General features: G+C 37.3%; 25 protein-coding genes, 1 other RNA gene and 1 riboswitch. Of the genes, 9 read left to right on the top strand and 17 right to left on the bottom strand.

Annotated features, from left to right (window positions below; genetic code table 11):
• Positions 1 to 9 precede the first annotated feature (9 nt).
• Both F7984_RS11155 and F7984_RS11160 read left to right on the top strand, forming a co-directional pair.
• Positions 10 to 405 carry a reverse transcriptase-like protein gene (locus F7984_RS11155; protein ID WP_066107281.1) on the top strand — a complete coding sequence of 132 codons (396 nt, stop codon included), beginning with the start codon at positions 10 to 12 and terminating at the stop codon, positions 403 to 405.
• Positions 406 to 454: 49 nt separating this feature from the next.
• Positions 455 to 850, top strand: coding sequence for a VOC family protein (locus F7984_RS11160; RefSeq protein WP_066107284.1), 396 nt, complete (start codon positions 455 to 457; stop codon positions 848 to 850).
• Between the two features lie 146 nt (positions 851 to 996).
• Here the strand turns inward: F7984_RS11160 and F7984_RS11165 are convergent, their stop codons facing one another.
• The 8 genes from F7984_RS11165 to F7984_RS19560 form a co-directional block, all read right to left on the bottom strand.
• Positions 997 to 1,731: a DUF5694 domain-containing protein gene (locus F7984_RS11165; protein ID WP_225983584.1), complete on the bottom strand. Its 735-nt coding sequence runs from the start codon at positions 1,729 to 1,731 to the stop codon at positions 997 to 999.
• Positions 1,732 to 1,871: 140 nt separating this feature from the next.
• On the bottom strand, positions 1,872 to 2,141 hold the full coding sequence (locus F7984_RS11170) for a DUF6123 family protein (RefSeq protein ID WP_066107287.1): 270 nt from the start codon (positions 2,139 to 2,141) through the stop codon (positions 1,872 to 1,874).
• Between the two features lie 139 nt (positions 2,142 to 2,280).
• Complete coding sequence (locus F7984_RS11175; RefSeq protein WP_066107291.1) at positions 2,281 to 2,745, bottom strand: NUDIX hydrolase; 465 nt, start codon at positions 2,743 to 2,745, stop codon at positions 2,281 to 2,283.
• A gap of 151 nt (positions 2,746 to 2,896) precedes the next feature.
• Complete coding sequence (locus F7984_RS11180; protein ID WP_140461581.1) at positions 2,897 to 3,787, bottom strand: 5'-3' exonuclease; 891 nt, start codon at positions 3,785 to 3,787, stop codon at positions 2,897 to 2,899.
• Between the two features lie 90 nt (positions 3,788 to 3,877).
• Positions 3,878 to 4,711, bottom strand: a complete 834-nt coding sequence (locus F7984_RS11185) for a sulfurtransferase (protein ID WP_413242774.1) — start codon at positions 4,709 to 4,711, stop codon at positions 3,878 to 3,880.
• Complete coding sequence (locus F7984_RS11190; RefSeq protein ID WP_181162012.1) at positions 4,689 to 8,330, bottom strand: dynamin family protein; 3,642 nt, start codon at positions 8,328 to 8,330, stop codon at positions 4,689 to 4,691. Before F7984_RS11190 ends, F7984_RS11185 begins: the two co-directional genes overlap by 23 nt.
• Before the next feature lie 110 nt (positions 8,331 to 8,440).
• Entirely contained in the window at positions 8,441 to 8,566 is a 126-nt protein-coding gene (locus F7984_RS19555; RefSeq protein ID WP_257469018.1) for a hypothetical protein, read from the bottom strand.
• A gap of 199 nt (positions 8,567 to 8,765) precedes the next feature.
• Complete coding sequence (locus F7984_RS19560; RefSeq protein WP_257469017.1) at positions 8,766 to 8,897, bottom strand: hypothetical protein; 132 nt, start codon at positions 8,895 to 8,897, stop codon at positions 8,766 to 8,768.
• Between the two features lie 248 nt (positions 8,898 to 9,145).
• Here F7984_RS19560 and F7984_RS11195 point away from each other — a divergent pair, with 248 nt between their 5' ends.
• The 3 genes from F7984_RS11195 (at position 9,146) to F7984_RS11205 (ending at position 10,395) form a co-directional block, all read left to right on the top strand.
• Positions 9,146 to 9,373, top strand: coding sequence for a spore coat protein (locus F7984_RS11195; RefSeq protein ID WP_139891770.1), 228 nt, complete (start codon positions 9,146 to 9,148; stop codon positions 9,371 to 9,373).
• Between the two features lie 131 nt (positions 9,374 to 9,504).
• On the top strand, positions 9,505 to 9,936 hold the full coding sequence (locus F7984_RS11200) for a spore coat protein (RefSeq protein WP_066107304.1): 432 nt from the start codon (positions 9,505 to 9,507) through the stop codon (positions 9,934 to 9,936).
• A gap of 33 nt (positions 9,937 to 9,969) precedes the next feature.
• Positions 9,970 to 10,395 carry a spore coat protein gene (locus tag F7984_RS11205; RefSeq protein ID WP_066107306.1) on the top strand — a complete coding sequence of 142 codons (426 nt, stop codon included), beginning with the start codon at positions 9,970 to 9,972 and terminating at the stop codon, positions 10,393 to 10,395.
• Between the two features lie 325 nt (positions 10,396 to 10,720).
• On the opposite strand, the gene F7984_RS11210 is transcribed toward F7984_RS11205, so the two are convergent.
• Both F7984_RS11210 and F7984_RS11215 read right to left on the bottom strand, forming a co-directional pair.
• Positions 10,721 to 12,037, bottom strand: a complete 1,317-nt coding sequence (locus F7984_RS11210; RefSeq protein ID WP_140461584.1) for a nucleobase:cation symporter-2 family protein — start codon at positions 12,035 to 12,037, stop codon at positions 10,721 to 10,723.
• Positions 12,024 to 12,620: a xanthine phosphoribosyltransferase gene (locus F7984_RS11215; protein WP_077248146.1), complete on the bottom strand. Its 597-nt coding sequence runs from the start codon at positions 12,618 to 12,620 to the stop codon at positions 12,024 to 12,026. Before F7984_RS11215 ends, F7984_RS11210 begins: the two co-directional genes overlap by 14 nt.
• A 138-nt stretch (positions 12,621 to 12,758) precedes the next feature.
• A riboswitch (purine riboswitch) is annotated at positions 12,759 to 12,875 on the bottom strand.
• Between the two features lie 313 nt (positions 12,876 to 13,188).
• Between F7984_RS11215 and F7984_RS11220 the strand changes: the two genes are divergently transcribed.
• From F7984_RS11220 to F7984_RS11230, 3 genes are read left to right on the top strand one after another with little or no spacing between them, the layout of a single operon-like run.
• A complete protein-coding gene (locus F7984_RS11220) occupies positions 13,189 to 13,338 on the top strand; it encodes a cytochrome c oxidase subunit 2A (RefSeq protein WP_066107311.1) in 150 nt (49 codons plus the stop codon).
• Positions 13,339 to 13,360: 22 nt separating this feature from the next.
• Positions 13,361 to 13,837, top strand: a complete 477-nt coding sequence (locus F7984_RS11225; protein WP_066107315.1) for a cytochrome c oxidase subunit II — start codon at positions 13,361 to 13,363, stop codon at positions 13,835 to 13,837.
• Positions 13,837 to 15,492, top strand: a complete 1,656-nt coding sequence (locus F7984_RS11230) for a b(o/a)3-type cytochrome-c oxidase subunit 1 (RefSeq protein WP_066107318.1) — start codon at positions 13,837 to 13,839, stop codon at positions 15,490 to 15,492. Before F7984_RS11225 ends, F7984_RS11230 begins: the two co-directional genes overlap by 1 nt.
• A 528-nt stretch (positions 15,493 to 16,020) precedes the next feature.
• Here the strand turns inward: F7984_RS11230 and F7984_RS11235 are convergent.
• The 3 genes from F7984_RS11235 to F7984_RS11245 form a co-directional block, all read right to left on the bottom strand.
• Positions 16,021 to 17,529 carry a carboxypeptidase M32 gene (locus F7984_RS11235; protein WP_066107322.1) on the bottom strand — a complete coding sequence of 503 codons (1,509 nt, stop codon included), beginning with the start codon at positions 17,527 to 17,529 and terminating at the stop codon, positions 16,021 to 16,023.
• Between the two features lie 904 nt (positions 17,530 to 18,433).
• Complete coding sequence (locus F7984_RS11240; RefSeq protein ID WP_066107325.1) at positions 18,434 to 19,573, bottom strand: THUMP domain-containing class I SAM-dependent RNA methyltransferase; 1,140 nt, start codon at positions 19,571 to 19,573, stop codon at positions 18,434 to 18,436.
• Between the two features lie 120 nt (positions 19,574 to 19,693).
• Positions 19,694 to 21,346: an ABC transporter substrate-binding protein gene (locus F7984_RS11245; RefSeq protein WP_140461585.1), complete on the bottom strand. Its 1,653-nt coding sequence runs from the start codon at positions 21,344 to 21,346 to the stop codon at positions 19,694 to 19,696.
• Between the two features lie 102 nt (positions 21,347 to 21,448).
• Between F7984_RS11245 and F7984_RS11250 the strand changes: the two genes are divergently transcribed.
• A complete protein-coding gene (locus F7984_RS11250) occupies positions 21,449 to 22,693 on the top strand; it encodes an MDR family MFS transporter (protein WP_066107331.1) in 1,245 nt (414 codons plus the stop codon).
• Positions 22,694 to 22,837: 144 nt separating this feature from the next.
• On the opposite strand, the gene rnpB is transcribed toward F7984_RS11250, so the two are convergent.
• The 4 genes from rnpB to F7984_RS11270 form a co-directional block, all read right to left on the bottom strand.
• An RNA gene (gene rnpB / locus F7984_RS11255) (RNase P RNA component class B) lies at positions 22,838 to 23,221 on the bottom strand.
• A gap of 68 nt (positions 23,222 to 23,289) precedes the next feature.
• Complete coding sequence (gene gpsB / locus F7984_RS11260; protein WP_066107334.1) at positions 23,290 to 23,598, bottom strand: cell division regulator GpsB; 309 nt, start codon at positions 23,596 to 23,598, stop codon at positions 23,290 to 23,292.
• A 73-nt stretch (positions 23,599 to 23,671) separates the two neighbouring features.
• The gene (locus F7984_RS11265; RefSeq protein WP_140461586.1) at positions 23,672 to 24,226 is read right to left on the bottom strand and encodes an SLOG family protein; all 555 of its coding nucleotides are present in this window, start codon (positions 24,224 to 24,226) and stop codon (positions 23,672 to 23,674) included.
• Positions 24,227 to 24,294: 68 nt separating this feature from the next.
• A complete protein-coding gene (locus tag F7984_RS11270) occupies positions 24,295 to 24,543 on the bottom strand; it encodes a CotD family spore coat protein (RefSeq protein WP_175354304.1) in 249 nt (82 codons plus the stop codon).
• Between the last annotated feature and the right edge of the window lie 142 nt (positions 24,544 to 24,685).

Here is a 24,685-nt window from a genome sequence, read left to right on the forward strand (position 1 = left end):
TGTTTTCTTATGATAGAAGTATATGTAGATGGCGCAGCTAAAGGAAATCCAGGTCCAAGCGGTGCCGGTATTTTTATAAAAGCAGATGGTGAAGTCCACCGATATTCCATACCCCTTGGCATCCATAATAATCATGAAGCTGAATACTTAGCCTTGATCCATGCTTTGAAGATATGCCTGGATAAAAATTACGATGTCATCTCTGTTCGAACCGATTCAAAACACGTGGCGGATGCAATGGAAAAAGAGTATGTAAAAAAAGAATCCTTTAGACAATTACTCAATCAGGCACTGGAGCTTTCGTCTGAATTCTCCTTATTTTTCATCAAATGGATTCCAGAATCGCAAAACAAATCAGCTGATCTGTTATCCCGGCAAGCTGTGCAAATGAACGAGCAGAAATAATCATTCGGTTGAAACGGTATGGAATAAAAATAGAAAAGAGGAAAAATCATTGTCGCAAGGGCTTATCCATCATATTGAAATCAATGTATCAGATTTAAATAAATCCATTGACTTTTGGGGCTGGCTTCTAGCTGAATTGGGATATGAACTTTACCAGGAGTGGGATAGTGGACAAAGCTTTAGAATAGGGGATACCTATATAGTCTTCGTTCAGACGGAGGATAAATATATGGATATCCCTTATCACAGATGTGGAACGGGATTAAACCATTTGGCGTTTCATGCCGAATCCAGGCAACAGGTAGACGATCTAACAAAGAAATTAAAAGAAAAGGATATATTAATTCTTTATCAGGATCAACATCCATTTGCAGGTGGGAAAAATCATTATGCCGTTTTTTTCGAAGATCCTGACAGAATTAAAGTTGAATTAGTAGCACCCTAACCTCCCTTAGGTTAGTTGTTCTAATGTATAGTAGTTGAAATTGTAACCCTAGAACATCTTGCCAACTATTTAAGTGAGAATTTTAGTATAACCAAAATACATTGTCAGTTCAGTATAAAAAACTCAGAAAACCCTTTAGGATACGACTAATTAAAATAGTTTATAGCAGGAATAACATCCATTGTTCCACTTTCTTTGATGAACTGAGTCAGTAGGTGAATATGGGCTGAACCTATTATTAAAAGTGTTCTGTCCTCGGGTGAAACAGTCATTTCAACAAGATTCGCATAAATAATTAAATTTCGCTGATACCACCATCTTAGCCAATCAATCCCGATATAGTCTGTTCCTTTTCCTATTTGTGCAATCATCATATTCAATTCATGCTCTAGTTTAATTCTTGAGTCTGTATTGCACGCTTTAACTAACTCATAAATATCAATGTGATCAAAGCTTTTATTTAACTTTGACCAGTAATGGTCCTTAATAAATTCATATTTATCTGGCTGTTCTTCTTTTGCCCAATCATATACCTGACCAAGTCCCCTATTCCCAACCGATTCCATCCAATCGACCGCATAAACTTCCTTATGACCTAATTCAGCAGCAGTCCTGAATCCAAATTGGTGGATTTCGTTGACCTCATTTCTCAACTCACCATTCAGATATTTATCATACTCGTCATTTAGAGAAGTATGTTCTTCTTTTACGACTTCAAGGGCTATTTTAGTCGGTTTAAATTCTTTCAGACATTTAACGACTGCTTCAATTTCCCTTTGCTGATCCGTTATGATAGACTCACCGAAATCTCCGCGATGAAAATCCGGTGTATATCGCAAATGAAAAGTTCCGAGAATCATTACTTTTGGCTTTTTCGACATGATATCCCTCCTAATCATCCATTTATTAGACAATATTCAGGAAAAATCCTGCCTAAAAAGCTATCTTTTAGCAATAAAGCTGGCAATACTAGTTTATATATGGATTAATAGCCACAAAAAAATACCTTGATTTATTGAAATCAAGATACCTGTAAGCCATGTTCCTTCATTAATTGATTTGCTTCTTTTCTGTTGGAAACTTTACCATTCACCAAGGTTTCCAGCAGTGATATATAAAAACCTCCATCAAATCTCTTTTGAGCTTTCAATGTATTTTCCAGTGCAATGTTTACGATCCAGTCTGGTGCTGAAGTCAACTGTTTTCCAAAATAGATAAATCCTATTGCCTCTTCTCCAAGACGAAATCCTTTCGAAGATAATCTACAAATATAGTCTTCTAATTTTTCCATGTATCCCCCAAACACACTCCTTCACAAAATTACTCTTTTATTGTAAAACATTTTTAAAAAGTTGAATACAGGTTTTTGTCGAATTGTCTGAAAAAGGTTGATCACCCAGGTGACTTTTACAACTGAATTAACCCTTCCCTTATTTCCCGGTATCCAATTTTAATAAATATTCATCAATGATTTTTTTATGGCTTTTAACGATTCTTCCCGGTAATTCATGTGGATAAAAGAATTCAAACTTTATAGATTCACTTTCATCTACAACTAATTCACCTTCGTATTCATTTGTATAATACGCAATCGTGACACAATAGAATTCATCTCCATTAGCAGCCTTTACAAAATACTCCGGTCCGGAATATACATTAATAAAATGCAGCTTGCCCAGCGTAAGGCCGGTTTCTTCTGTCACTTCACGTCTGGCTACTTCTTCGGTCGTTTCTCCCAGCTCCATTAAGCCGCCTGAGAGCCCCCATGACTCCTTCGGAAATTTTCTTTGCTGCAACAACAGCCTGCCTTCCTTGTCAGAAATAACGACGACTGATCCAACTAATATTAAGGGACGATGACCCACAATAGCTCTTAAATCTTCAATATAGCCCAATCTCATCTCTCCTTTTATTTACCGCTCTGTAATACTAATCAATGTAACAGCGAAGATTTTGCATGTTTATATGAATCAATCAAAAAAAAAAAAAAAAATCGAGCCCTAAACCTTCAGGCATAAAGCTCGATCATGACTACTCAATATATTTTTAGCTGACACGAATTCTTAATTCTAATTCTTCCAGTTCATCAGCCAAAATATCATGATTAATCTCATACATGAGATGTTCATGAGTCCAATCCTCAAATACATCTATTTGACATATAATTTGGGCCAATTCTTTGCTTATAAAGGCTGATTCCTGTCCTGCCGCCAGCTTTTTCTTGCATCGATTGAATTTTGGATCTAATAATTCCAGCTGTTCATATAGCCCCTCCAGCGTTTGGTAATGCTGGATAAGTGGTAAAGCTGTCTTTTCACCAATACCAGGACAGCCCGGAATATTATCACTTGCATCGCCCAGCAGTGCTTTTACATCGACCCATTGCGCTGATTCTATTCCATAATCCTCACGAAAATCTTCAATGGTATAAACACGATCTCCTGTTTTACTGGCAATAATTTGACTCGTATGTTCATTCAGCAATTGAAACAGGTCACGGTCATTACTGTAAATTAAGCATTTCCCCATGTTATTCGTACTCCACATAGTGGAAATCGCACCGATTACATCATCCGCTTCATAGGAAGGCACAGACAGCTGCTTAACGCCAATCCGTTCTAGACTTGAACGCAATGTTTCATATTGCATAATGAGCGGTGCCGGCAATTCTCCGCGTGTCGCTTTGTAAAAATCAAATTTTTGTCTGCGGGACGATTCTTCGCGCTTTACATCCCAAGCAACAGCTAAATGCGTTACTTGGTGAGTTTTAATAAGGCTGAACATTTTTTGAAAAAACACGCGCAGTGCATTCGTATAAATCCCATTTTTATTTCGATATAATTGATCTTCTGTTTTCCCATAAGCAGTCGCAAAATAACCTCTGCTAAGTAAGTTAAAACCATCTATTAATAATAATGTATTGTTATTTTGATTCATCCTAATCCCCCTGATGTTCTGATTCTCTGTTATCAGATTGTACCATATCCGGGCCTTATTCTCTTCTTAAAAATTTCCCATCAAATCAATTTACTGGTCCGTTTCTATTCTGTTTTCCGGATAGGATATCCAATCGCTAAAGCTGCCGGCATAGATTTTCACATTCGTAAAACCTGCTTCCTTGAGTGCAATATAATTAGGAGTTGCTGTAATACCGGAACCGCAATAAACAATGATTGGCTCATCTTTGTTCAAGTGATTAAAACGGTTTTCCAACTCTGGTACAGGCAAATATTTACCGTTCCTGAAATTTTCAGTCCAATCCATATTTATTGCACCGGGTATATGCCCAGCTTTATGATCAATCGGCTCATGGATTCCTTTATAGCGGTCTGATTCTCTGGAATCTATTAAATAACCTGGTCTATCATTCTCTGTCCAGTCTTTCACTTCAGGGTAAGTGACTAATAGATTCTTATTCATGACAGGGGCATAATCTGTTGGTGTCAGCACAGGAATATCCTCGGTTACCGGATATCCTTTCTCCAGCCAAGCCTTTAATCCTCCATTAAGTACATATACACGCTCATATCCAAATAATTGGGCTGTCCATAGAAAGCGACCGGCAAAAGCTCCCTCGCCGCCATCATAAGCAATAACGGTTGTCTGTTCATGTATTCCGATGCCTTTCATTAGTTCAATAAAGTCTTCTCTCGCAGGAAGCGGGTGTCTTCCTCCATGTTCCTTAATTGGACCGGACAAATCCTGAGCAACATCCATAAAAGCAGCTCCCGGTATATGGCATTCTCTATATTGTTCTCGTCCCGCTGTTTTATTGGATAAATGGAATTGGCAATCGATGATACGTAAATCAGGATCACTCAAATGTTCAAATAACCATTCAGACTCTTTTACCAGCTGCAACTGCATTCTCCTCCTCCGATTCTAAAATTAACTTGATTTGCTTTTCAGCCTCCAGGTAAATTTGAGGATTAGATTTCTTGTTTAATGTCAATTCCATACTTTTCAATCGTTCATTGCCTTCGGTTTTCATCTCCTCAATTAATGAAAGACTTATATACTGAATGGCTGATTCAAAATGCTCAAACAATTTGTTCTGTTGATCTGTATAATAAACATCTAGATAGTCGTTTAACTTCTCCAAAAAGGCATCAGCCATTGGCTTTCTACCATTCTTTTCAAAGAAATGCTGGGTACCCTTGAAAAGTCTCAGTTCTTCTTTGAAATCATCTGCCGTTAAATTTAATAGCGCTCGGTCGGTATTATATTCGTTTTGTAAATCTGACTTAGGCTCACTGAATGACCAATCTTTATGGATGGTTTGAATCTCTTGAACTAACTGGACATAGGTATCATGCATGGTCTTTTTGACCATAACCTCTAAACGCAAGGATGTAGCCTGTATTTCATTGGCCAATTCAATTCTGACTTGATCAAGTAAACGATTCGTACAGGCTAAAAGGGACTGCCGATGGTCCTTTAATGTACCGGGATTAAAAAATTCTTTAAAATAATTCGGGAAGTTCAGGTTAATCCTTTGCTTACTATAATGAATCAATTCTTCTGTTTCCTGCTTCATCCTGGCCATTTCATGAGTAAATCTTTTTTCATTTAATATCGCTAACACTCGCTCCCAGTTTTCATGCAATTGGACACGTCTTTTCGTCTTCTGCTCCTCGGTTTCATTGGACAGCTCGACAAGTCGACTGGTAAGCTGAAGTGCCTTATCCAAATCCAGCATAGCTGCATTAACTAATATACCTTTAAGCTCCTCCTGAATAAATGAATAGAAAGCTGATTCAAAATGGGAAAACAGCTCGATATATGCCTCATTTCCTGAATTGAGTTCTTCAGTCCTTTGTTGTAGCGCTGCACGGCTTGAAATTGGATAAATCCGTGGATGATGGATTCCTGAAGTTTGCAATTCACTGCGTAAATAATCCTCAACCACCTTTCTCTCCTCCAAATTTTCAGCCAAATCAGCCGCATTCAAAAGGAAGAACATTTTATCCATACTGAATGAATCCTTAACCCGTCCCAGTTGATCAAGGAAATTTCGGTCAGCCCGTGCGAATGGGTGATTATAATATGTAATAAAGCAAATCGCATCCGAATGCTTTATATAATTGAAGGAGGTACCTGTATGTCTCGCATTAACAGAATCCGCTCCGGGAGTGTCTACTAAAATAACGCCTTTTCGCGTTAAATCACAGTCATAATATAAATCAATGCGTTCGATAAAGCATGATTTTGTTTCATCTGTTGCATACACAGAAAACTCTTCCAGTGAAACGGCAAAACTTTTACCAATATTTTCTTCAAAGGAATCAATCCCCTTTAAAAATGCCTCTAGGAAAGAAACCTTTAATCCTAGCGCATAACTCTGTTTCTTGAGCATGGTTTGCGCCTGTTTCCTTGCCATCGCTAGATCCTGTACTTTTAAACCATCCTCATACCACAGTTCATTTAAATCATCGAGTAGCATGGTCTCCGTCTTAGCGTGAATGGTAGCTGTACCATGTTTATGTATGCCCGTTGGCGGCAAAATACGATTAATGACAGCGGTAGTAGGATTCGGTGAAACGGGTAAAACGTTTGCCCCTAAAAGTGCATTGGCAAATGAGGATTTCCCTGCACTGAAAGCACCAAAGAGAGCTAAAGTGTAAGTTTGATTCATCAGTGAATCTGCCCTATTTTTCAGCTCCTGCGCTAATTTCTCAAGACCAGGTAAGTGGTTCAAAGCCTGGGAAGCTTTTTGCAGCTTTAAAGCCACTTGCTCAGATGTATAAATCGACTGTGCCGTCTCCACTTTTTTTGCAATCAGTTCAGGCTTTGGCTCAGGTTCAATATCTTTAACTTCTTTAATATCCATCTCCACAATTGAACCCTCTATTTGCTGGCTTTGCAGGTATTCCATGACTTCTGTAATGGTATATCTGGATCTTTTAGTCAACTCATTCATAATTTTATCTTTATAGCTCCGCTGATTAGTTAGCTGTACTTGCCAATCCTGCCAAATGTGAAGAATAAAATGGTCCGACTTTAATTCCTCCTTCACCTGGGTGAGACGCTGCTCTCTTTCCTCTTCCCACTGACTCACCAAGGTATTGAAAAGAGTTAACGCTTGCTTGCCCGCAGCTTTTTTAATGGAAGATGCCAAATCCTTGGAAAAATTCAACACCAAGTCACTGGTAACAGAAGCTAACTGATCTACCTCAATGATCGTTTCATAGGGAATATCATAGTCGAATGACTGGATGATATTCTGACTCTCCTGTTTTTGTCCTGGATAGTCGTTCATCATTCTTTGAAAATATTCATTTAAATTCCACAAAATTGTCGATTCAGTCTGCTGTTTAATATTTTGAATCAGATTAGCTTTACGAGTTTCTTTTTCTTGTTCTTTTTTACTTTTTCCAAATATTCTCCCAACCTTAAAAGATGTAACCTTTGACTCCAAATATGATTTCGCCAGTTCCCTGGATTCATATGGAGTGATATTGCTATTTTCGATAATAAGCCCAATTTGTTCATCAAATATATCTTCCTCATGCTCACGGAAATTAATGATACTCTTACTAAATTTTTCAGCAGAATCAATGATTTCTAACAAGTGATGATTCTGTTTGTCATGCAGCTTCTGCTCCAGATGATTTCTTGCTTGATTAGAATCGGCTTCTTTCCAATTTAGATGCTCCGTTATTAAATGGTTAAGAAGTGAATTCACATCATAAGCTGGGGCAATACCAGCTAATTCAGCTATTTTTTCAGTTACCCGGTGAGCTTGGTTAAAGGGATGATCCTCCGCTTTCATAGTAGTAAAGAAAAACTCTTCTACTGGTATATCCCAATCCTTAAAAGCTTGCTTTACACTTTGTTTAAGAGATGTAAAAGAAAGCTCATCCTCCTGATGTTTATCGATTTGATTAATGATGACATATATTCTTTTCCCCATACGTGCCAGATCTCTTGTAAACTGAAAATTTATTTCTGACTGAATATGATTGTAATCGGTCACATAAAAAACCGCATCAGCCAGATGAAATGAGGAGGCAGTCGACAATTCATGGGCTTCATCAGTTGAGTCAATCCCTGGTGTATCCAATAAAACTAAGTTGCCTGCATACGGAAAATTCTGAATCATCAAATCGATTTTTTGGATGGAACCTCCGTTTTTCGCAAATTCTTTAATTTTGTTAAAATCAATTGGCGGCTGAAAGATTAGACATTTTTGATCATTTAAAGTGACCCTGGCTTCTCCATTGCCGCTCCTTATTTTCACGATATTAGCACTTGTCGGAATGGGACTGGAAGGCAATATCGGCTGTTTCAAAATATAATTAATAAGTGTAGATTTTCCGGCCGAAAAATGTCCGCAAAATGCCAAGCTATACTCATTATCATTAACCTTATTCATAATATCGATCGTTTTTTGTGCCCGTACTTGATCCCCATCTTGTTCAAAGTATTTATAAATAGCGTAAAGCTGGTTAAGTGTTACTTCCCTTGTATGCAGTCTCATACTTATCCCCTTATTAATAATCATTTATCTATCTATTTTATCGAAAATTGGAATAGTTGCCCATAAATATCTATTTTGGTAAAAAAATAAGTTCAGACTTTTGTCTGAACTTACATACTTTGATTAGCTTGTGATTGAGCTGCTATAACTTTAGGATTTGCTACATTATTTAAAACATGAACCATGACTCCGCTAAAGGCTGTTACCGTTGCACCTACAAATACCCAAATCATCATCATGCACCTTCCCTGTCATGTAGTTAATTGATAACGTCTCTCATTATAGTTCCAGTGTATCATCAATGATAATCATTTTCAATCAAAATTCTGTTCAAAACAGATATTACCTATACACGCCTGTGCTTTATGTAAGTTCTAAACAACAGGTAAACAATCTCCCCTGAATACCAAGACAGATTGTTCATGATTTATCCGGTTAATTGCCGCTCTTCTTTTCGTTATGCTGAATCGTTATAAAAATTTCCTTCAATCGGTCCTGTCCACAGACATGGCAGACTTTCAGCATCTCATGTAATGAATGGCAATGAATACAATAATACTTTTTCATATGGTGTATCCACCTTTTTTACATACAGTATATGTAATATGGTGGTTGCTGGTTCCTAATTTAGAGTATATTAATTCATTTCTCTTTGTTCTTTATTAAAACTGTAAACCACGCCAAAAGGCGCATTATATCAATGCATATGCCTATTTACTTTTATCTGTTCTAATTTCATGTAAATTGTACAGGAATAATATTGACGACCTACATATGATGATTCTGATTATATTTTAATAAAAGGAGTGAACTTTGTGAGTGATGAAAAGAATCAATCCCCACAGTTGATCCCTCAGCAGCTTATTAATTTACTAGTAAGTGATCTTTTTCGAAAAAATGGAATTAACGCTGAGAAGGCTAAAGAAAAGTTATCCGATGAACAAAAGCAAATGATAAAAGAGTTAGTTAGTGATTTGACCAACCAGGTGGAAACATTTGTAAAATCCTCATCAACCGAGGATAACAAAAGCAATGAAAAATGATCATTTTAAAACGCCTGATTAGCAGGCGTTTTTTTTTTCGATGGACAAACACATTTGAGCTTTTTGTCCAATCAAAACAAAGGACAGCCTCATATTTTATAAAGACCAAATCACAAAGGAGTGGTAGAAAAATGTCAAATTATTTTGGTGACAATTGTGAAAGGGAAAGGGATGAGGAAAAGCGGCACACGGCAGAGATAGCCCAGGACGCTGATCAGTTCACTTCTGAAATCCAAGAATCAGATGAATTAATCATTATCAAGGATTCAGGTAACGTGTTTGTTCAAACTACAGAAACTCAAGCAGCAGTGTCCCTCCAATTAGCTTTGCAACTCGCAATCGCATTGGTAATTGAAATTTCAATTGCAGATTCAGATGATAGCGATGGTGTTGTTCAAGACCTTCTTCAGCACTTTAATTCTGAGCAAAAGAGTGTACAAAAAATTCATATCGAAAATTCAAGGGACGTTAGGGTTACAACTACTGACACAGATATCTCTGCAAACCTTCAAGTAATGCTAGAAGCACTTCTAGCTATTGTAGCCAGATTAGATATCGCGTAAATTCAAAAAATAAAATAAGAGGTGAGAAGAAAAATGAGTGAAAAGAATTGGAGAGCATTAGACAATTTCAAATGTAAAAATGATGATGCGGAAGTCACCCAAGAGGCTGATCAAATCACATCAATCACACAGCAATCCTATGAATGGATCGTCGTCAAAGATTCAGAGGATGTAGAAGTGCATACAACAGATACTCAAGTGGCATTATCTTTACAAGCAGCTATTCAAGTAGCAATCGCAATTGTTATTAGTATATCAGTTGGGGATAATGAAGCCGGCAAAGGGGTAGTTCAAGATTTAAAACAATTTTTCAAATCTAAACAACGAAATACCCAAAAAACAATTATTACTGGTTCAAAGTGTGTAAGGGTCGAAAGTACGGATACTCAAATAGCTTTAAATATACAAGTATTGATCCAAATTCTTGTGGCTATTGTTGCTAGACTAGATATTGGATAAAGATGATGCTCAAGATACTAAAGATGGATAACCTGTATAATATAGTAAAAAGACATGACTAGCTCATGTCTTTTTACTTTTTAATCACTATTTTGAAATAAACTCTTGGAAATTTACTAATAAGCCGGTCACTTACATTTTCGCCATTCCCCTGCCTTCTAGCAGAGTTATGCTCTATCAAACAAATATCACTTGATTCTTCACATCTATTTAATTATTCTTTACTTTGTTGAACAAAATGAATACTACCTTTTCAGTGGACACGCGGACAATCCAACAGTTTTTAGGCATTAAAATAGATAAACTTACCTCAAAATAAATCGAATTAATAAACTATTTCTTCCTTATTTTGAATCAGTGGACTATCTTTTTGGGTCTTTTTGAAGATTACATTAAACAATAGATTTAATCCTATCGCAGTTACTCCTCCAGCCACAATTCCGTTTTCAGTCAGGATTTTCAATGTATCTGGCAGATTAGCAAACATTTCCGGAACAACAGATACCCCAAGACCGATTCCGCAGGAACAAGCAATAATCAGCAAGTTTTCCTGAGAGTGAAGGTCTACTTGACTCAGCATTTTAATACCTGCTGCAACCACCATTCCAAACATGGCTACCATCGCTCCGCCCAGTACGGATGAAGGTATAATTGTCGTGATTGCTCCAATTTTTGGGCTGAAGCCAATCAGGACTAGAAATGCACCTGCCGTATAAATCACATTGTTGGAACGTACACCGGACATTTGGATTAATCCAACGTTTTGAGAAAATGTCGTGTAAGGAAGAGAGTTAAAGATACCACCGAACACAATCGCTAACCCTTCTGCCCGATAACCTTTAGCAAAATCCTCTTCTTTTAAATCCTTTTCACAAATATCAGATAAAGCAAGATAAACACCTGTTGATTCTACTAAGCTAACAAGTGCCACGAGAATCATCGTAATTATTGGTGCCCATTCAAAGGTTGGCATCCCGAAATAAAAAGGAGTAGGAGTTAGGAGTGCATCGGCATCGATTACAGCTTGGATGTTCACCTTTCCCATGAAAGCTGCTGCAACTGTACCTGCAATTAATCCAAGTAAAATAGAGATGGCTCTTATAAAACCTGTTGAAAACTTATAAAGAATAATAATAAATAGCAATGTACCAAATGCCAACAGGATATTAGATGTTGAGCCAAAATCACTCGAGCCTTCCCCACCAGCCATATTATTCATAGCTACCGGAATCAAAGTCATCCCAATAATCGTTACCACTGATCCAGTCACAACCGGAGGAAAAAATTTCAACAGCTTACTAAAATACTTACTTACTAAAATAACAAATAATCCTGATGCTAAAATAGCTCCGTATATAGCCGGTATTCCGTATTCTCCTGCAATCGCAATCATTGGACCCACTGCCGTGAATGTACAGCCTAGGACAACAGGCAACCCGATACCAAAGAATCGATTCTTCCATACCTGCAAAAGTGTCGCAATTCCACACATCAGAATATCGATTGAAACTAAATGTGTTAATTGCTCCGGGGTTAAGCCAATACTTCCACCAACAATCAAAGGTACTACAACTGCTCCGGCATACATAGCTAATACGTGCTGGATCCCCAGTGAAGCGGTTTTCCATTTATTCATTTGCATTGGCTGTTTCCTCCTCCAAAAAGATTACTTTATTTTTTTCAAGGGATTGGATACGAGCGAGTGATTCCACCCGATATCCTTTATCTCTTAAAATTTCACCGCCATCCTGGAAGGATTTTTCAATAACAATTCCCAGTCCGGCAATTTTGGCGTTCGCTTGGTTCACAATATCAACCAAACCAAAAGCAGCTTGTCCTTTAGCCAAGAAATCATCAATGATTAATACAACATCTTCTTCATTTAAAAACTTTTGGCCAATGCAGATCGTATTTTCTTCTTTTTTCGTAAATGAATAAACAGTGGACGTATATAAGTCGTCTTGCAGGGTCAATGATTTTTTCTTGCGGGCAAAAATAACTGGGACCTGAAGCTCAAGCCCTGCCATAACCGATGGAGCTATTCCAGATGACTCAATGGTTAAAATTTTCGTAATCCCAGCATCCTTAAACCTCTTCGCGAATTCTTTACCTATCGCCACCATTAATTCAGGATCCAGTTGATGATTTAAAAACGTATCTACCTTTAGGACCTCACTTGAAAGGACTTGCCCTTCCTCCATAATTTTAGCTTTTAACAATTTCAACTTTTACTCCTCCAATCCCTTGCTTCAAATAAATGAACAAATAAAAAGGACCTACAAATTGTCACCTACCTAAAAGTGGGTACAACAATTCATAGGTCCTTTATATCCGGACAAATATGAACAGCGCATTATTAACTCGGGCGCTTGTTTCCCACTCATAGTCAGATTATTTCGGTGGCGAACCACACTGGTAATCTGGTAGAAACTCGCAGGCCATATCCCTGCTATTATATGAGTGCGTATGTAATTAGTATGTTGAGAATTATATCAACAAAATACTCGTTTGCAAAGTGTTTTTTCGTCAAAAACTACTTTTATATTGTCCAATATTTGTGTCCAAATAAAAGACGAATCTTCTATAAAGAAACTGTTTTTCACAATTCAGCCATATTTATTTCATTCATCCTACCCATAAAACGCTTGTTATATCAATTTTACACTATTAATACAGTAATAACCTTATTGGTGAACGATTTGTGAAAATGAAATAACCATCATCCATTTCCAATATTATCTAGTAGAATATACTCAAAGCACATTTCCATTATTTTCGAGAGGGGAGAAAAACGTGGCAAAAACTAAATTAAACGTACCCGTCAAGGTTAAGAAGAACGAAGAAACTAATCTTTCCGGAACATTGATTTCTGTCTTAACACTTGGGGCATTCATTTTAATTGTATGGGCAAGCGTTTACTTTTTATTTTTAGATCGTCTGTAGAAGAAGGGAGAGATTATCGGTCATGCATATCCATAAATTTGAAAAGATATGGCTTATATTAGGGGTAACAGCACTTTTTGTATTTTTAACTGTATTAGGGGTCAGTGCATTTTATGATGGAAACCAACCGGCAAGCTGCCTGGTGACGATTGATCCAGAAAAAGTAACAGAAACTAAACCTTTTGATAAACCGGGTTTACATAAAGTTGAAGGGAAAGAATGGGATTACGAATTAGTATTCGTTGTTTCCGCGTTTAAATTTGACCCAGGTGAAGTTCAAATTCCTAAAGGTGCAACTGTAAAATTCATGGCTACCTCAACGGATGTTGTTCATGGATTTGAAGTGGCAGGAACGAATGTCAATATGATGATTGAGCCTGGCTATGTGAATGAATATACAAAGACATTCGATAAAACCGGTGAATATTTAATTTTATGTAATGAATATTGTGGTACGGGCCATACCATGATGACGTCTAAAATCGAGGTGGTTGACTAATGAATAGGAATCAAACTGATCTTAAAGTAAACAGAGCTGATGGTAAGCTCGCTATGGCCCACTTCTATGTGGCATTTATCGCACTGGCTCTTGGAGGATTCGCTGGCCTTTTACAGGTTCTTGTCCGATCAGGAAAATACACACTGCCTGCCGGAATTACATATTATCAAGTTCTTACTGTTCACGGTGTTTTACTTGGACTTATACTGACTACATTTTTTATAATGGGCTTTCAATTTGCAGCAATCAGCAAAACAAGCGGAACTCTATCTAAAAAGGCAAGAACGGTTGGTTGGATTGGTTTCTGGATGATGACCATCGGTACAGCTATGTCAGCTACAATGATTCTACTTAATGAAGCATCCGTTCTTTATACTTTTTACGCACCATTACAGGCTCATCCAATTTTTTATTTCGGGCTGGTATTTGTTGTAGTGGGAAGCTGGCTGGACGGCGGAGCTATGGTTGCAGCTTATATTAACTGGAGAAAACAAAATAAGGGTAAAGTTGGACCTTTATTATCATTCATGGTCATTATCAATAATGTATTATGGTTTACAGCTACCCTTGGTGTCGCGGCTACTGTGTTGGTACAGATTATTCCATGGTCACTTGGATGGGTTGATTCTATTAATGTTCTTATTAGCCGTACGTTATTCTGGTATTTTGGACATCCGCTCGTATATTTCTGGTTATTGCCGGCTTATATGGTTTGGTATGTCGTCATTCCGAAAGTAATTGGCGGAAAAATATTCTCTGATTCATTGGCGAGATTATCGTTTATTTTATTCTTACTGTTTTCTGTACCTGTTGGCTTCCACCATCAATTAACGGAGCCTGGGATTGATCCTGCATGGAAATTTTTACAGGTTATTTTAACTTTCCTGGTCATCATTCCATCCTTAATGACAGCTTTCTCCATGTTCGCCACTTTTGAAAGTGCAGGACGTGCAAAAGGCTATAAAGGAATCTTTGGATGGTTTAAAGCCCTTCCTTGGGGTGATGCGCGCTTTACGGTTCCTTTTATCGGAATGGTTGCTTTTATCCCTGCTGGTGCAGGAGGAATTGTCAATGCTTCCAACCAATTGAACCAGGTTGTACATAATACGATTTGGGTAACAGGACATTTCCATCTAACACTTGCTACCTCTGTTGTCTTAACTTACTTTGGTGCCATGTATTGGTTGGTTCCACATTTAACCGGCCGTAAGCTTACTAAAAAAATGAATAAATTAGCCATCATCCAAGCTATGACATGGGCAGTTGGAATGACCTTTATGTCTGGCGCCATGCATTTTGCAGGTCTGCTGGGTGCACCAAGAAGATCATCCTACTCCACATATGGCGGTTCCGCTCAGGCTGCTGAATGGATTCCATATCAAATCGCTCAGGCCGTTGGAGGCTCCATCCTCTTCATTGGTATCATTTTGATTTTAGTTATCTTCGTTAATCTAGCTTTCTTTGCCCCTAAAGGTGATGAAGAGTTTCCGATTGGTGAAGTATCAGAAAAGGCTGAAAAAACACCTTTCATCCTTGAAAATTGGAAGCTATGGATTGGTATTACAGCAGTTTTAATCATTCTCGCCTATACCCTGCCATTTGTAGACATGATCCAAAATGCACCACCTGGGTCAAAAGGATTTAAGCTCTGGTAAAGGTGCTATGACAAAAAACTATAGCAGATGCGGATGACAAATATGTTCTCTGCATCTGTTATTTTAATTATTTTGATATTTGAGAGTTTATTTGTTTATAAAATTGTATTTTCATATATTGGTGTACGCTTTAAAGTATCAATTATTCTACCTAATCTAAGAGATACCTGATTAGCTAACCATTATTGAGCGAAAAATGAAGTATATGAGCGAATTCCATCATATATGTGCGATTTTCAACTTAAATGAGCGAATTCTTAATTATATGAGCATCATCAGAATTAATTGCGCGAACGGGAAAATAATTGAGCAGTTTTGAGCCTAATTGAGCTTTAAAAATAGCCTTTGAGCGATTTATTTAAGGATTGAGCTAAACTAATTCATCCGTTCCAACCGTCATAATCAGCCTCTTTCTTCCCCTGTCATCCATTCTCCACAGCAAGTGAACAAGCCAAAACCTTTCCTCAGCAATAAATAAAGGCGCCGTCAAGCATCTAAACTTCTACTTAACGAACACCTTTTTATTGTTTATAAATCATACAGTGCAGTATATTTTTCTTTTAAATACGTTATCAAATACTGTGGATTTAATCCTTCTCCCGTAGCATCCTTTATAATCTCTAAAGGCAATTTCAACTTTCCATACTGATGGACATGCTTCGTTAACCATCCAGTAATTTTGTTATAGTCTCCATTTTCAATAGTTTCATCGAAGTTCGGAATATCCTTCAGCATTGCAGCTTTGAATTGAGCTGCATACATATATCCGAGTGCATAGGATGGGAAATACCCAAACATGCCACCTGCCCAATGGACATCCTGTAAAACTCCTTCACCATCATTTTCAGGCCGGATTCCCAAGTACTCTTCATACTTATCATTCCAATGCTTCGGCAAATCAGCTACTTTTAGATCTCCATTAAACAATCCCTTTTCTAATTCATACCGAATCATAATATGCAAAGGATACGTGAGTTCGTCAGCCTCAATCCGAATTAAGGAAGGCTTTGATTCATTAATAGCCTTATAGAACGTATCGAGGTCAATATTATCAAATTGTTCAGGCGAGACAGCTTTTAATTTATCAAAATTATGTTTCCAGTAGCTAAGATTACGGCTGATAAAGTTTTCAAAGAATAAGGACTGAGATTCATGGATACCCATTGATGTACCGGTACATAAAGGTGTTCCTTCTAATTCTTTATTAATATTTTGTTCATATACGGCATGTCCGCATTCGTGTATGGTACCAAATAGAGCAACACGGAAATCTTCCTCAACATATTTCGTTGTAATCCTCACATCATTTGCGTTTAAAGCTGTAGCAAACGGATGGACTGTATTATCCAGACGTCCCGCTTCCAGGTCATAACCTAATTCCTGAATCAATTCCATACATAATTTTTTCTGTGCTTCTTCACTAAATGACTTATATATAAAGTTCGTTTCTAGATTCTTATTCGATTCACCAATCTTTTTCACAAGCGGTACAATTTCTTCTCTTAGCCTGGCAAATACATCATCCAATATCTCAACTGTCATACCCGGTTCATACAAATCGAGTAATCCATCATAAGGATGATCAGCTTTTCCCCAATAGGATAAAAATTTCTTATTCACATCAATTAATTGTTCCAAATATGGCATAAACAACGAAAAATCAGATGTTTCTTTTGCCGTTTCCCATATACTTTCAGCCTTGGACTGTAGTTCAACATACTCCTTATACTCATTTGCGGGGATTTTACTCATCTTCTCGTATTCTTTTTTACATTCCTCAACAATGACAATTGTATTTGAATCCAACTGCTCCTTCAGTTCAGGCTTTGATAACTCTTCTATGTATCGTTCCATTTTAGTTCCGGTTGCCATTTCAAAATGTTCTTTCGATAAGATGGATAGCACTTGACTTCTCTTATCAATCGTTTTCTTTGGAGCCCCAGTGCGCATGTCCCATCCAATCAGTGCAGATGCTTCTCTGAATGCATCCATGGTATGTATATAGTCTAAAAACTCTTTTTCTAATAGGTTTGTCATATAGATCCCCCTTCTCCTTAAAGTATACTGAATATTTTACCATATTAAGTATACTAGGTAGATAGTTTTATATACGAATATGCGTACTTTTCCTACCAGTCCTGAAAAAGTCTAATTACCTAGTATTCCACCATTTCAAACTAAATAAAAAATGCCAACCCTTGGGGTTAGCGTTTACTTTTATTGCTGATTGTCTTCAAATTCCCTTTGTGTTTTTTCCGCGGCATCTTTCCCCAATATTGAAAATAAATCTGTACAAATAAAATCCTTGAATACCTTTCGTTTTTTCGTGGCGTGTTTGATAACACATGAATTTCTTGATCACTTACGAGTACTATTTCAGATATTTTTACCTGATTACTTTTTCGCATATAAAAACCATAAACAGGCTGGATAAAAAATTAATTAGGACAGATAAAGCTATAGAAATATGGTATACACAAAATAAATCCCTAAAGGGTGCTTATTTCTGCCCTCAAGACTAACTTATTTCCTTTGCCTCCTTTATTTTATGAAGTCACTAATTGCGTCTCTAAGGCTTTGTATTACAAGGCAAGAAGTAAGTCCTCATATCTGGGCTTTTCTTTTTCCAAGAAGTAAACGAAACTAAAAAATGTAAATCAAACAAGCAATGATGATTAATACTACAGCGATAGTCCAAAGCATTAGAATCAACTCCTTTCAAATAGAAGAGAAGTAGTGACTATGATTATTTGTATAGCAAGACGCCGCAAAATAGACCAATTAGGCATGTACCAATTATATTTTTGACCACATAAAATAATCAGCTCCTACACAAAAAAGATGAGAAAGACAAAAAAAAGACGACTCTATAAGAATCGTCAATCTATAATGTGGTAAACGTAAAATCAGGTTATTTAATATCTCTGGAAATGACGTTATATCAACCTTTTCTCGGCGGTCTCTTTCCCCAATACTGATAGTAATCCGTACGGATAAAACCATTAAACAGCTTTCGTTTTTTAGTGGCCGGTTTGCCATAAAACTGCTCAAAGTTTTCATCAGAAGTCAGCATATAAACAGACCAAGTTTCAAATGGACGGAGTGCTTCCCCCATCTCTTTATACATTTTCTCAACGGAAGGACGGTCGCTGAGGCGTTCACCATATGGAGGATTCCCAACAATTACGCCATATTCCTTGGTCGTTGTAAAATCACGGACCTGCATTTGTTTAAAGTTAATTAAATCCCCAAGTCCTGCTTCCATAGCATTTTCTTTTGCGATTTCAATCATCTTATGGTCAATATCAAACCCCGAAATGTCTAATTCCTGATCATAATTGGCCAGTTCTTCTGCTTCCTCTCTGACTTTATCCCAAATAGAAGAATCAATAATAGGCCAGTCTTCGGAAATAAAATCACGATTAAATCCAGGCGCAATATTTTGGCCGATTAACGCAGCTTCTATCGCAATCGTACCCGATCCGCAGAATGGATCAACAAATGGACGGTCCGGAGTCCAATTCGTCAGCTTCACTAATGCTGCTGCAAGGGTTTCTTTTAATGGCGCTTCACCCTGCCCTGTTCTGTATCCACGTTTATGAAGGGCCTGAGGGCCGGTTGTATCAATCGTTAATGTGGCTTTATCTTTTAAAAGCGATACTTCTACACGATATAATGGTCCATTTTCATCTAACCATCCATCTTTTTTATATGCTTTTTTCAAGCGGTCCACTATGGCCTTCTTCGCAATCGCCTGGCAATCTGGAACACTGAATAATTTAGATTTGACCGATTTACCTGATACAGGAAATTCAGCCGTGACATCCAAATAATTCTCCCAAGGAAGTTTTTTTGTACCTTCAAATAATTCATCAAATGTATAGGCCTTAAATTCGCCTACAAGAATTTTCACCCGGTCTGCTGTTCTAAGCCACATATTGGCTCTGGCAATGGCAAGCTCGTCTCCCTGAAACAGTACTCGTCCATTCTCGACTGTACATTCATACCCAAGGTCACGTACTTCCTGTGCGACAATCGCCTCAAGACCCATTGCTGCTGTAGCTATTAATGTAATCTTCATTGTTTCACCCTATCTAATCATATTACTTTTCCATTAAATTAAGTCGTTCGCGTCTTTTATCATACAACTCATACATTTTGAATGCAAACCAAATCAGCATTTCTCGTCTATATTACCGCATTAAATTGTGGTTGGTTTCATCCATAGCTTCGAAAAATCTGCATAGCCAAAATTCTTAATGCTAATATTCATAATATCATCTGAAAACAGTACACTTCGTTTGGAATAGTATAACGGCAATATTAAAGCAGATTTCATTAATCTTCGTTCCATTTGTTCATGAAGCTCACTCCACTTTTCAAAAGGAGTATTAGCATACTGGTTTAATATCTCGAATCGCTCTCCTTTATCTCCTAGGACTTGGGCAAGCGGAGAGGAACTCAACAATAAAAAATGAAAAAAAGATAAGCTATGATTCATTTCAAATACTTCTCCATGGATAAAAAAATCTGTACCATGATCTGTATATCCATTTTGCAGACTTTCTTCAAACGTGATCTCTTTTAATTTAACAGGAATACCTGCGGTTTCCAAAATCCCCTTTAACCAAAAGATAAGCTTTTCTGTATATGGAGTAGTCTGTAGAACAAGTGGTTTGGATACCTCTATAAATGGAACTTGATCCACTATGTATGGGTCAGATGGAGAGCGCAAAATACCACTTTGATTCGGTATAATTTTTGGATCCAATTGATTAATTTCATTTCTCCTTGCACTGATAACATATTGGATATAATCTCTTACTTCCTGCTTATTTATATCTGAATTGCGGTACGCATTCATAATCACAATACCAAACCCTGAATCACTCTCAACCTTATATGTTTCGATATCATCCTCTTTTACAGAGGATCGATAAATAGTCTCAAACCCCATCGGCATCTGAACAAATTCTATACAATCGAGCAGAGCTCTTTCCTTGTAATAGTCTTCAAACGCACGAAGAATTGTTTTTGTTTCATCATTTTTTTCCAGATAAAAGCTGCCCGTTCCAATTAATTTTCCATTGTTTACTTTATATATACTTGAGTTTATGGTGCTTAAGAGATGCAATATATAGCTGCACTTTTGTTTCAAGTTAATTTCTACCACATACTGTGCGGGGGAATGAATTCTTTGGACAATAAACCATATATCCCTGTGAATTGGATGATCACGCAAAGATTCCAAGCACCTTACAACATCATCTGCTGAAAGGTAGGAACCATCATGAAATTTGACTCCTTTTCTTATGTAAAGTCTTAACAAGCGATTCGAGCTTTCCCAGCTATGAGCAAGCTCAGGCCATATTTCATTATCTTCAGTCAGGTAAATCAAGCGATTGTAAATATTAGAAACTAAGTTAGCGCTATGTATATCGAGAGCTTCAAGAGGATGAAAGGACAAAAATGGATCCTTTCTAGGAATGATGAGTTTATCCTTTCCCTCATCATTAAATCCAAGCTTAGTTTGAAAGAGTCTCATCAGACGTAGTTTGCATTCAGAGGACCAATGCAGAGTTAGCCATTTTGCACTTTTTTCAATTGATTCATGATTGATTATATATTCCATTTCTTTTTCATATATGGATTCCACATTTTTGACCCACTCTATCTTAGTTGAATGTCCCCGTCCTTTTCCTGGCTGCAATCTAAACCACCCCTCCTCATGCCATCTTTGCATATATCTGGAGGTTTGCTTTGGACTAAGTTCGAGTAAATCCGCTATCTCTGCCTGTCTTACATATCCCGTTTGAATATGCTGCCAAAGAGTCAGTAGTTTAGGTTCCATCATCTACCCCTTTTCACCATAAAAGTAGACATTTATCAATTAATTGTCTATTTTCAGAAGCATCAGTCTAGTTTAATATAATCGATACAAAGGGGGTAAAACAATATGAAATTGAAGAATTTGCCACAAAATATTAAAGTACGGTTAGGCACATCTTTTTTTAACAGAATGGCATCAAGCTCTGTGATGCCATTTATGGCTTTGTATTTTGCTCATGAATTGAACAAAATCTGGGCAGGTGTCTTCTTGATTTTTACCGTCCTTATTACATTCGTTGCTAACCTGCTGGGAGGATATCTATCAGACCGTTTCAAAAGGAAGAAAATTTTATTAATGACTTCCTCTACAAGTGCCTTCATGTTTTTGATGATGACTTTGACCTTAATCCCTGAGAATGACTGGGTTTGGCTATTTGCAATTTGCTATGTTGGATATATGATTTCAAGTAGTCTTGGAAGGCCAAGCATGAGTGCAATTATTATGGATTCTACTACAAAAGAGACAAGAAAATTTGTTTATGCTCTTGATTATTGGCTCATTAATTTATCCATGGCCATTGGGGCAGCAATGGGAGGACTTTTATACAGTAATCATCAACTTGAATTATTTATCATCTTAACGTGTACATCCACCTTCATTGCCATTGCTTATAAAATTTGGCTGATTGAAGGTACGGTCCGTCAGTTAAAGCAATCACATAAAAACTTTCTGATTGATTTACTTCATAACTATAAAATTGCCCTTCAGGATACTCGCTTTGTAAAACTCGTACTTGGATTCATGTTTATCCTTTCCGCTGAATTCTCACTAAATAGTTATATTGGGGTTCGATTATCAGAATCCTTTGAAGTCGTTAACGTATTCGGATACCAAATTGGCGGTGTCCAAATGTTAAGTTTGATGAATATAGAAAATATGTTATTAGTCGTCCTTTTAACGTTTATTGTTTCCAATATTACGAATCGTTTTTCAAATAAACGTGTGTTAATCATTGGCCTGCTTATTTATGGTGTAGGGTATACATTTGTTACATCAGCCAATAGCTGGTATATGCTCTTATTATTTGGGTTTATTGCCACGATTGGCGAATTGATGTATTCACCTGTTTATAATACTGAACAGGCAAATATGATTCCTGAGGATAAAAGAGGTTCTTATTCTGCTTTTAGTAATATATCCTATAATGGCGCCGACTTAATTGCAAGATCAACCATCATAATAGGCGCTTTTGCCGCTCCGATGATGATGTCCGTTTATATCGGCCTGGTTATTGCGGTCGGAACTTCTCTTGTATATTTCAGCCTTTTTTATAAAGAAAAATATCAAAGAAACATCCAGACAAATACATAGTAATAATTTGAGTCAAGCTTTACCTGAAGCATAATGATTGTCATAAAGTACCGCATTAAAACAGGCTGCCGATCTAATCGGCAGCCTTTCATTCTTCCCTTAGTGGAAGTAGTTTTATTCAGGTAATACATTTCCAAGATAACGTCCTGTAAGCCATGTTCTGTTCCTTCGTACTGCAATCGACTGGAATGTCTCGTACTCCGGTGGTAATCATCTATCTTCAGACTCCTACGAGTCTGCCCTTTCCCCTCGTTCATTTCCTTGGGAAAGGCGCCCCTACCAAATTTGGGTTTCTCGCTCGCGGGGTTTACCTCGTTCCACCCTTTTTGTTTCCAAAAAGGCTCCGTCACTGTGGCACTTTTATAGGTACCGGTGCCATATTCTAAAAGAACTTAGGCACTTTCCCAGCCGTCAGCCTGAAACAGACTGCCCTAGCTTATTGGGCTAGGCACGAACACTACAGGCATCTCAGCCTGTGCGAGCATGGACTTTCCTCTACAATTTGCATTGCAGCGATTACCCAGACGTTATCACATGCAAAATTCATTATACCCTCATTTCAACTATAAAACAACTGTTATCATTTGGAAGATATTTTATTCGTAAAGCTTACTTCCAAACACATGCTTTTCTAAGTTGGATAAGCGTTTTAAAATATCGAAATTGGTGGTACCTGTTGCTTGCTGAACTGGTTGTACAGTTCTTTTCGGCTGTTCTTCCAATTGTTTTTTCAGCTTCATATTCTCTTGCTGAAGTGATTCAATTTCCTGATGAAAAACCTCATAATCCTTTATAACTAAATCCAGGAATTGATCAACATCTTCTTGTTTGTATCCTCTGACACCCGTTTTAAATTCTTTCTCTAAGATATCCTTTGCGGTCAACTTTGTTTTATCTGAGAGCATTTTATTCACCTCAAATTCATACGACTAATATATAATATTTTTTCAAAAAAAGTGCTGTTTGTCAATTTCCCTCTTAATAATCTTCCCATTGTGCCTCATCAATTAAACTTTGCAGGTCCCAAAATGTTATTTGAATGATAGGATAATCCTGTTTATTCTGTTTCTTTTTACCTTCAAACCAACTATATTTAGGGCTTCCGTCCTTTTCATCATCGTACAATATTAACATTTCATCGCTTTTATCGACAATAAATTGGTTCTTCAGCTTTAACTGCCATGGTCCTTCATATGGCTTCTTCGAAATAGCCTCCACATAGTCTGCCTGAAGCATTATTTCTTCATACAGTTCTTTAACCGGTTCTTTCCAATTCTCTTCCTGATTTAAATAGGGTAATAAAACACCGAGCTTAAGATCTGGATACTCTTCCTGCAAATCAAAGACCACCTGTGCAGCCCATAGCTCCACTCCGGGCTGCCCTGTAATGATTACCCATTCCATTCCTTCCTCGAGAAGAGTTAACAGGCGACTCAGCAGTGCTTTTTTTATGTATTTTATACCCTCGTGATTTTGATCAAAAATACCAAGCTCGTGGGCCTTATATCCTGTTACGAATACGACTTTTCCCATATAAGTTCACATCCATTTATTACATTATACATTAAATAATAAAAGAAGAGGCTTTACGCCTCTTACTTTTAAAAGCCATAGCCACTGCCACTACCTGAGCAACCAGGTCGCGGGGGAGTTGGTGTACCAAATTGATTAGATTGACTATGAACACTATTGGCACTTTGGAAAGAATGTGGGAAATGATGTTGATGTTGATACACATGCTTATTCACTTCAAGAGTTTGAACTGGATGCACATGCGGTACTATATGTGTATAGCAATTTTCCTTAACAAATTGAATCGGCTGGTGGCAAACCGGTGGGCACACCTGCACTTTGTTACACCCTGGTACTTGAATAGGACCACAATGATGTTGATGATGACGACGACCGAACATACGCGTCTCTCCTTTCATTATCTATATAGCTTACATAAATAGACTATGAAAAGGTGGATAAGACTGTACTAAGGCAATC

Origin of the sequence: Pradoshia sp. D12 (genome assembly GCF_008935075.1) — a bacterium.
Taxonomy (GTDB): domain Bacteria; phylum Bacillota; class Bacilli; order Bacillales; family Pradoshiaceae; genus Pradoshia.

Coding starts and splice junctions, on each gene's coding strand:
- F7984_RS11265 (WP_140461586.1), bottom strand. CDS start 24,226: ATGGGAAAAGTCGTATTCGTAACAGGATATAAGGCCCACGAGCTTGGT.
- F7984_RS11210 (WP_140461584.1), bottom strand. CDS start 12,037: ATGCAAATGAATAAATGGAAAACCGCTTCACTGGGGATCCAGCACGTA.
- F7984_RS19560 (WP_257469017.1), bottom strand. CDS start 8,897: ATGAAAAAGTATTATTGTATTCATTGCCATTCATTACATGAGATGCTG.
- F7984_RS19555 (WP_257469018.1), bottom strand. CDS start 8,566: ATGATGATTTGGGTATTTGTAGGTGCAACGGTAACAGCCTTTAGCGGA.
- gpsB (WP_066107334.1), bottom strand. CDS start 23,598: ATGCTCTCAGATAAAACAAAGTTGACCGCAAAGGATATCTTAGAGAAA.
- F7984_RS11250 (WP_066107331.1), top strand. CDS start 21,449: ATGAAATTGAAGAATTTGCCACAAAATATTAAAGTACGGTTAGGCACA.
- F7984_RS11180 (WP_140461581.1), bottom strand. CDS start 3,787: ATGAATCAAAATAACAATACATTATTATTAATAGATGGTTTTAACTTA.
- F7984_RS11190 (WP_181162012.1), bottom strand. CDS start 8,330: ATGAGACTGCATACAAGGGAAGTAACACTTAACCAGCTTTACGCTATT.
- F7984_RS11245 (WP_140461585.1), bottom strand. CDS start 21,346: ATGATGGAACCTAAACTACTGACTCTTTGGCAGCATATTCAAACGGGA.
- F7984_RS11240 (WP_066107325.1), bottom strand. CDS start 19,573: ATGAAGATTACATTAATAGCTACAGCAGCAATGGGTCTTGAGGCGATT.
- F7984_RS11225 (WP_066107315.1), top strand. CDS start 13,361: ATGCATATCCATAAATTTGAAAAGATATGGCTTATATTAGGGGTAACA.
- F7984_RS11155 (WP_066107281.1), top strand. CDS start 10: ATGATAGAAGTATATGTAGATGGCGCAGCTAAAGGAAATCCAGGTCCA.
- F7984_RS11230 (WP_066107318.1), top strand. CDS start 13,837: ATGAATAGGAATCAAACTGATCTTAAAGTAAACAGAGCTGATGGTAAG.
- F7984_RS11200 (WP_066107304.1), top strand. CDS start 9,505: ATGTCAAATTATTTTGGTGACAATTGTGAAAGGGAAAGGGATGAGGAA.
- F7984_RS11170 (WP_066107287.1), bottom strand. CDS start 2,141: ATGGAAAAATTAGAAGACTATATTTGTAGATTATCTTCGAAAGGATTT.
- F7984_RS11165 (WP_225983584.1), bottom strand. CDS start 1,731: ATGTCGAAAAAGCCAAAAGTAATGATTCTCGGAACTTTTCATTTGCGA.
- F7984_RS11205 (WP_066107306.1), top strand. CDS start 9,970: ATGAGTGAAAAGAATTGGAGAGCATTAGACAATTTCAAATGTAAAAAT.
- F7984_RS11235 (WP_066107322.1), bottom strand. CDS start 17,529: ATGACAAACCTATTAGAAAAAGAGTTTTTAGACTATATACATACCATG.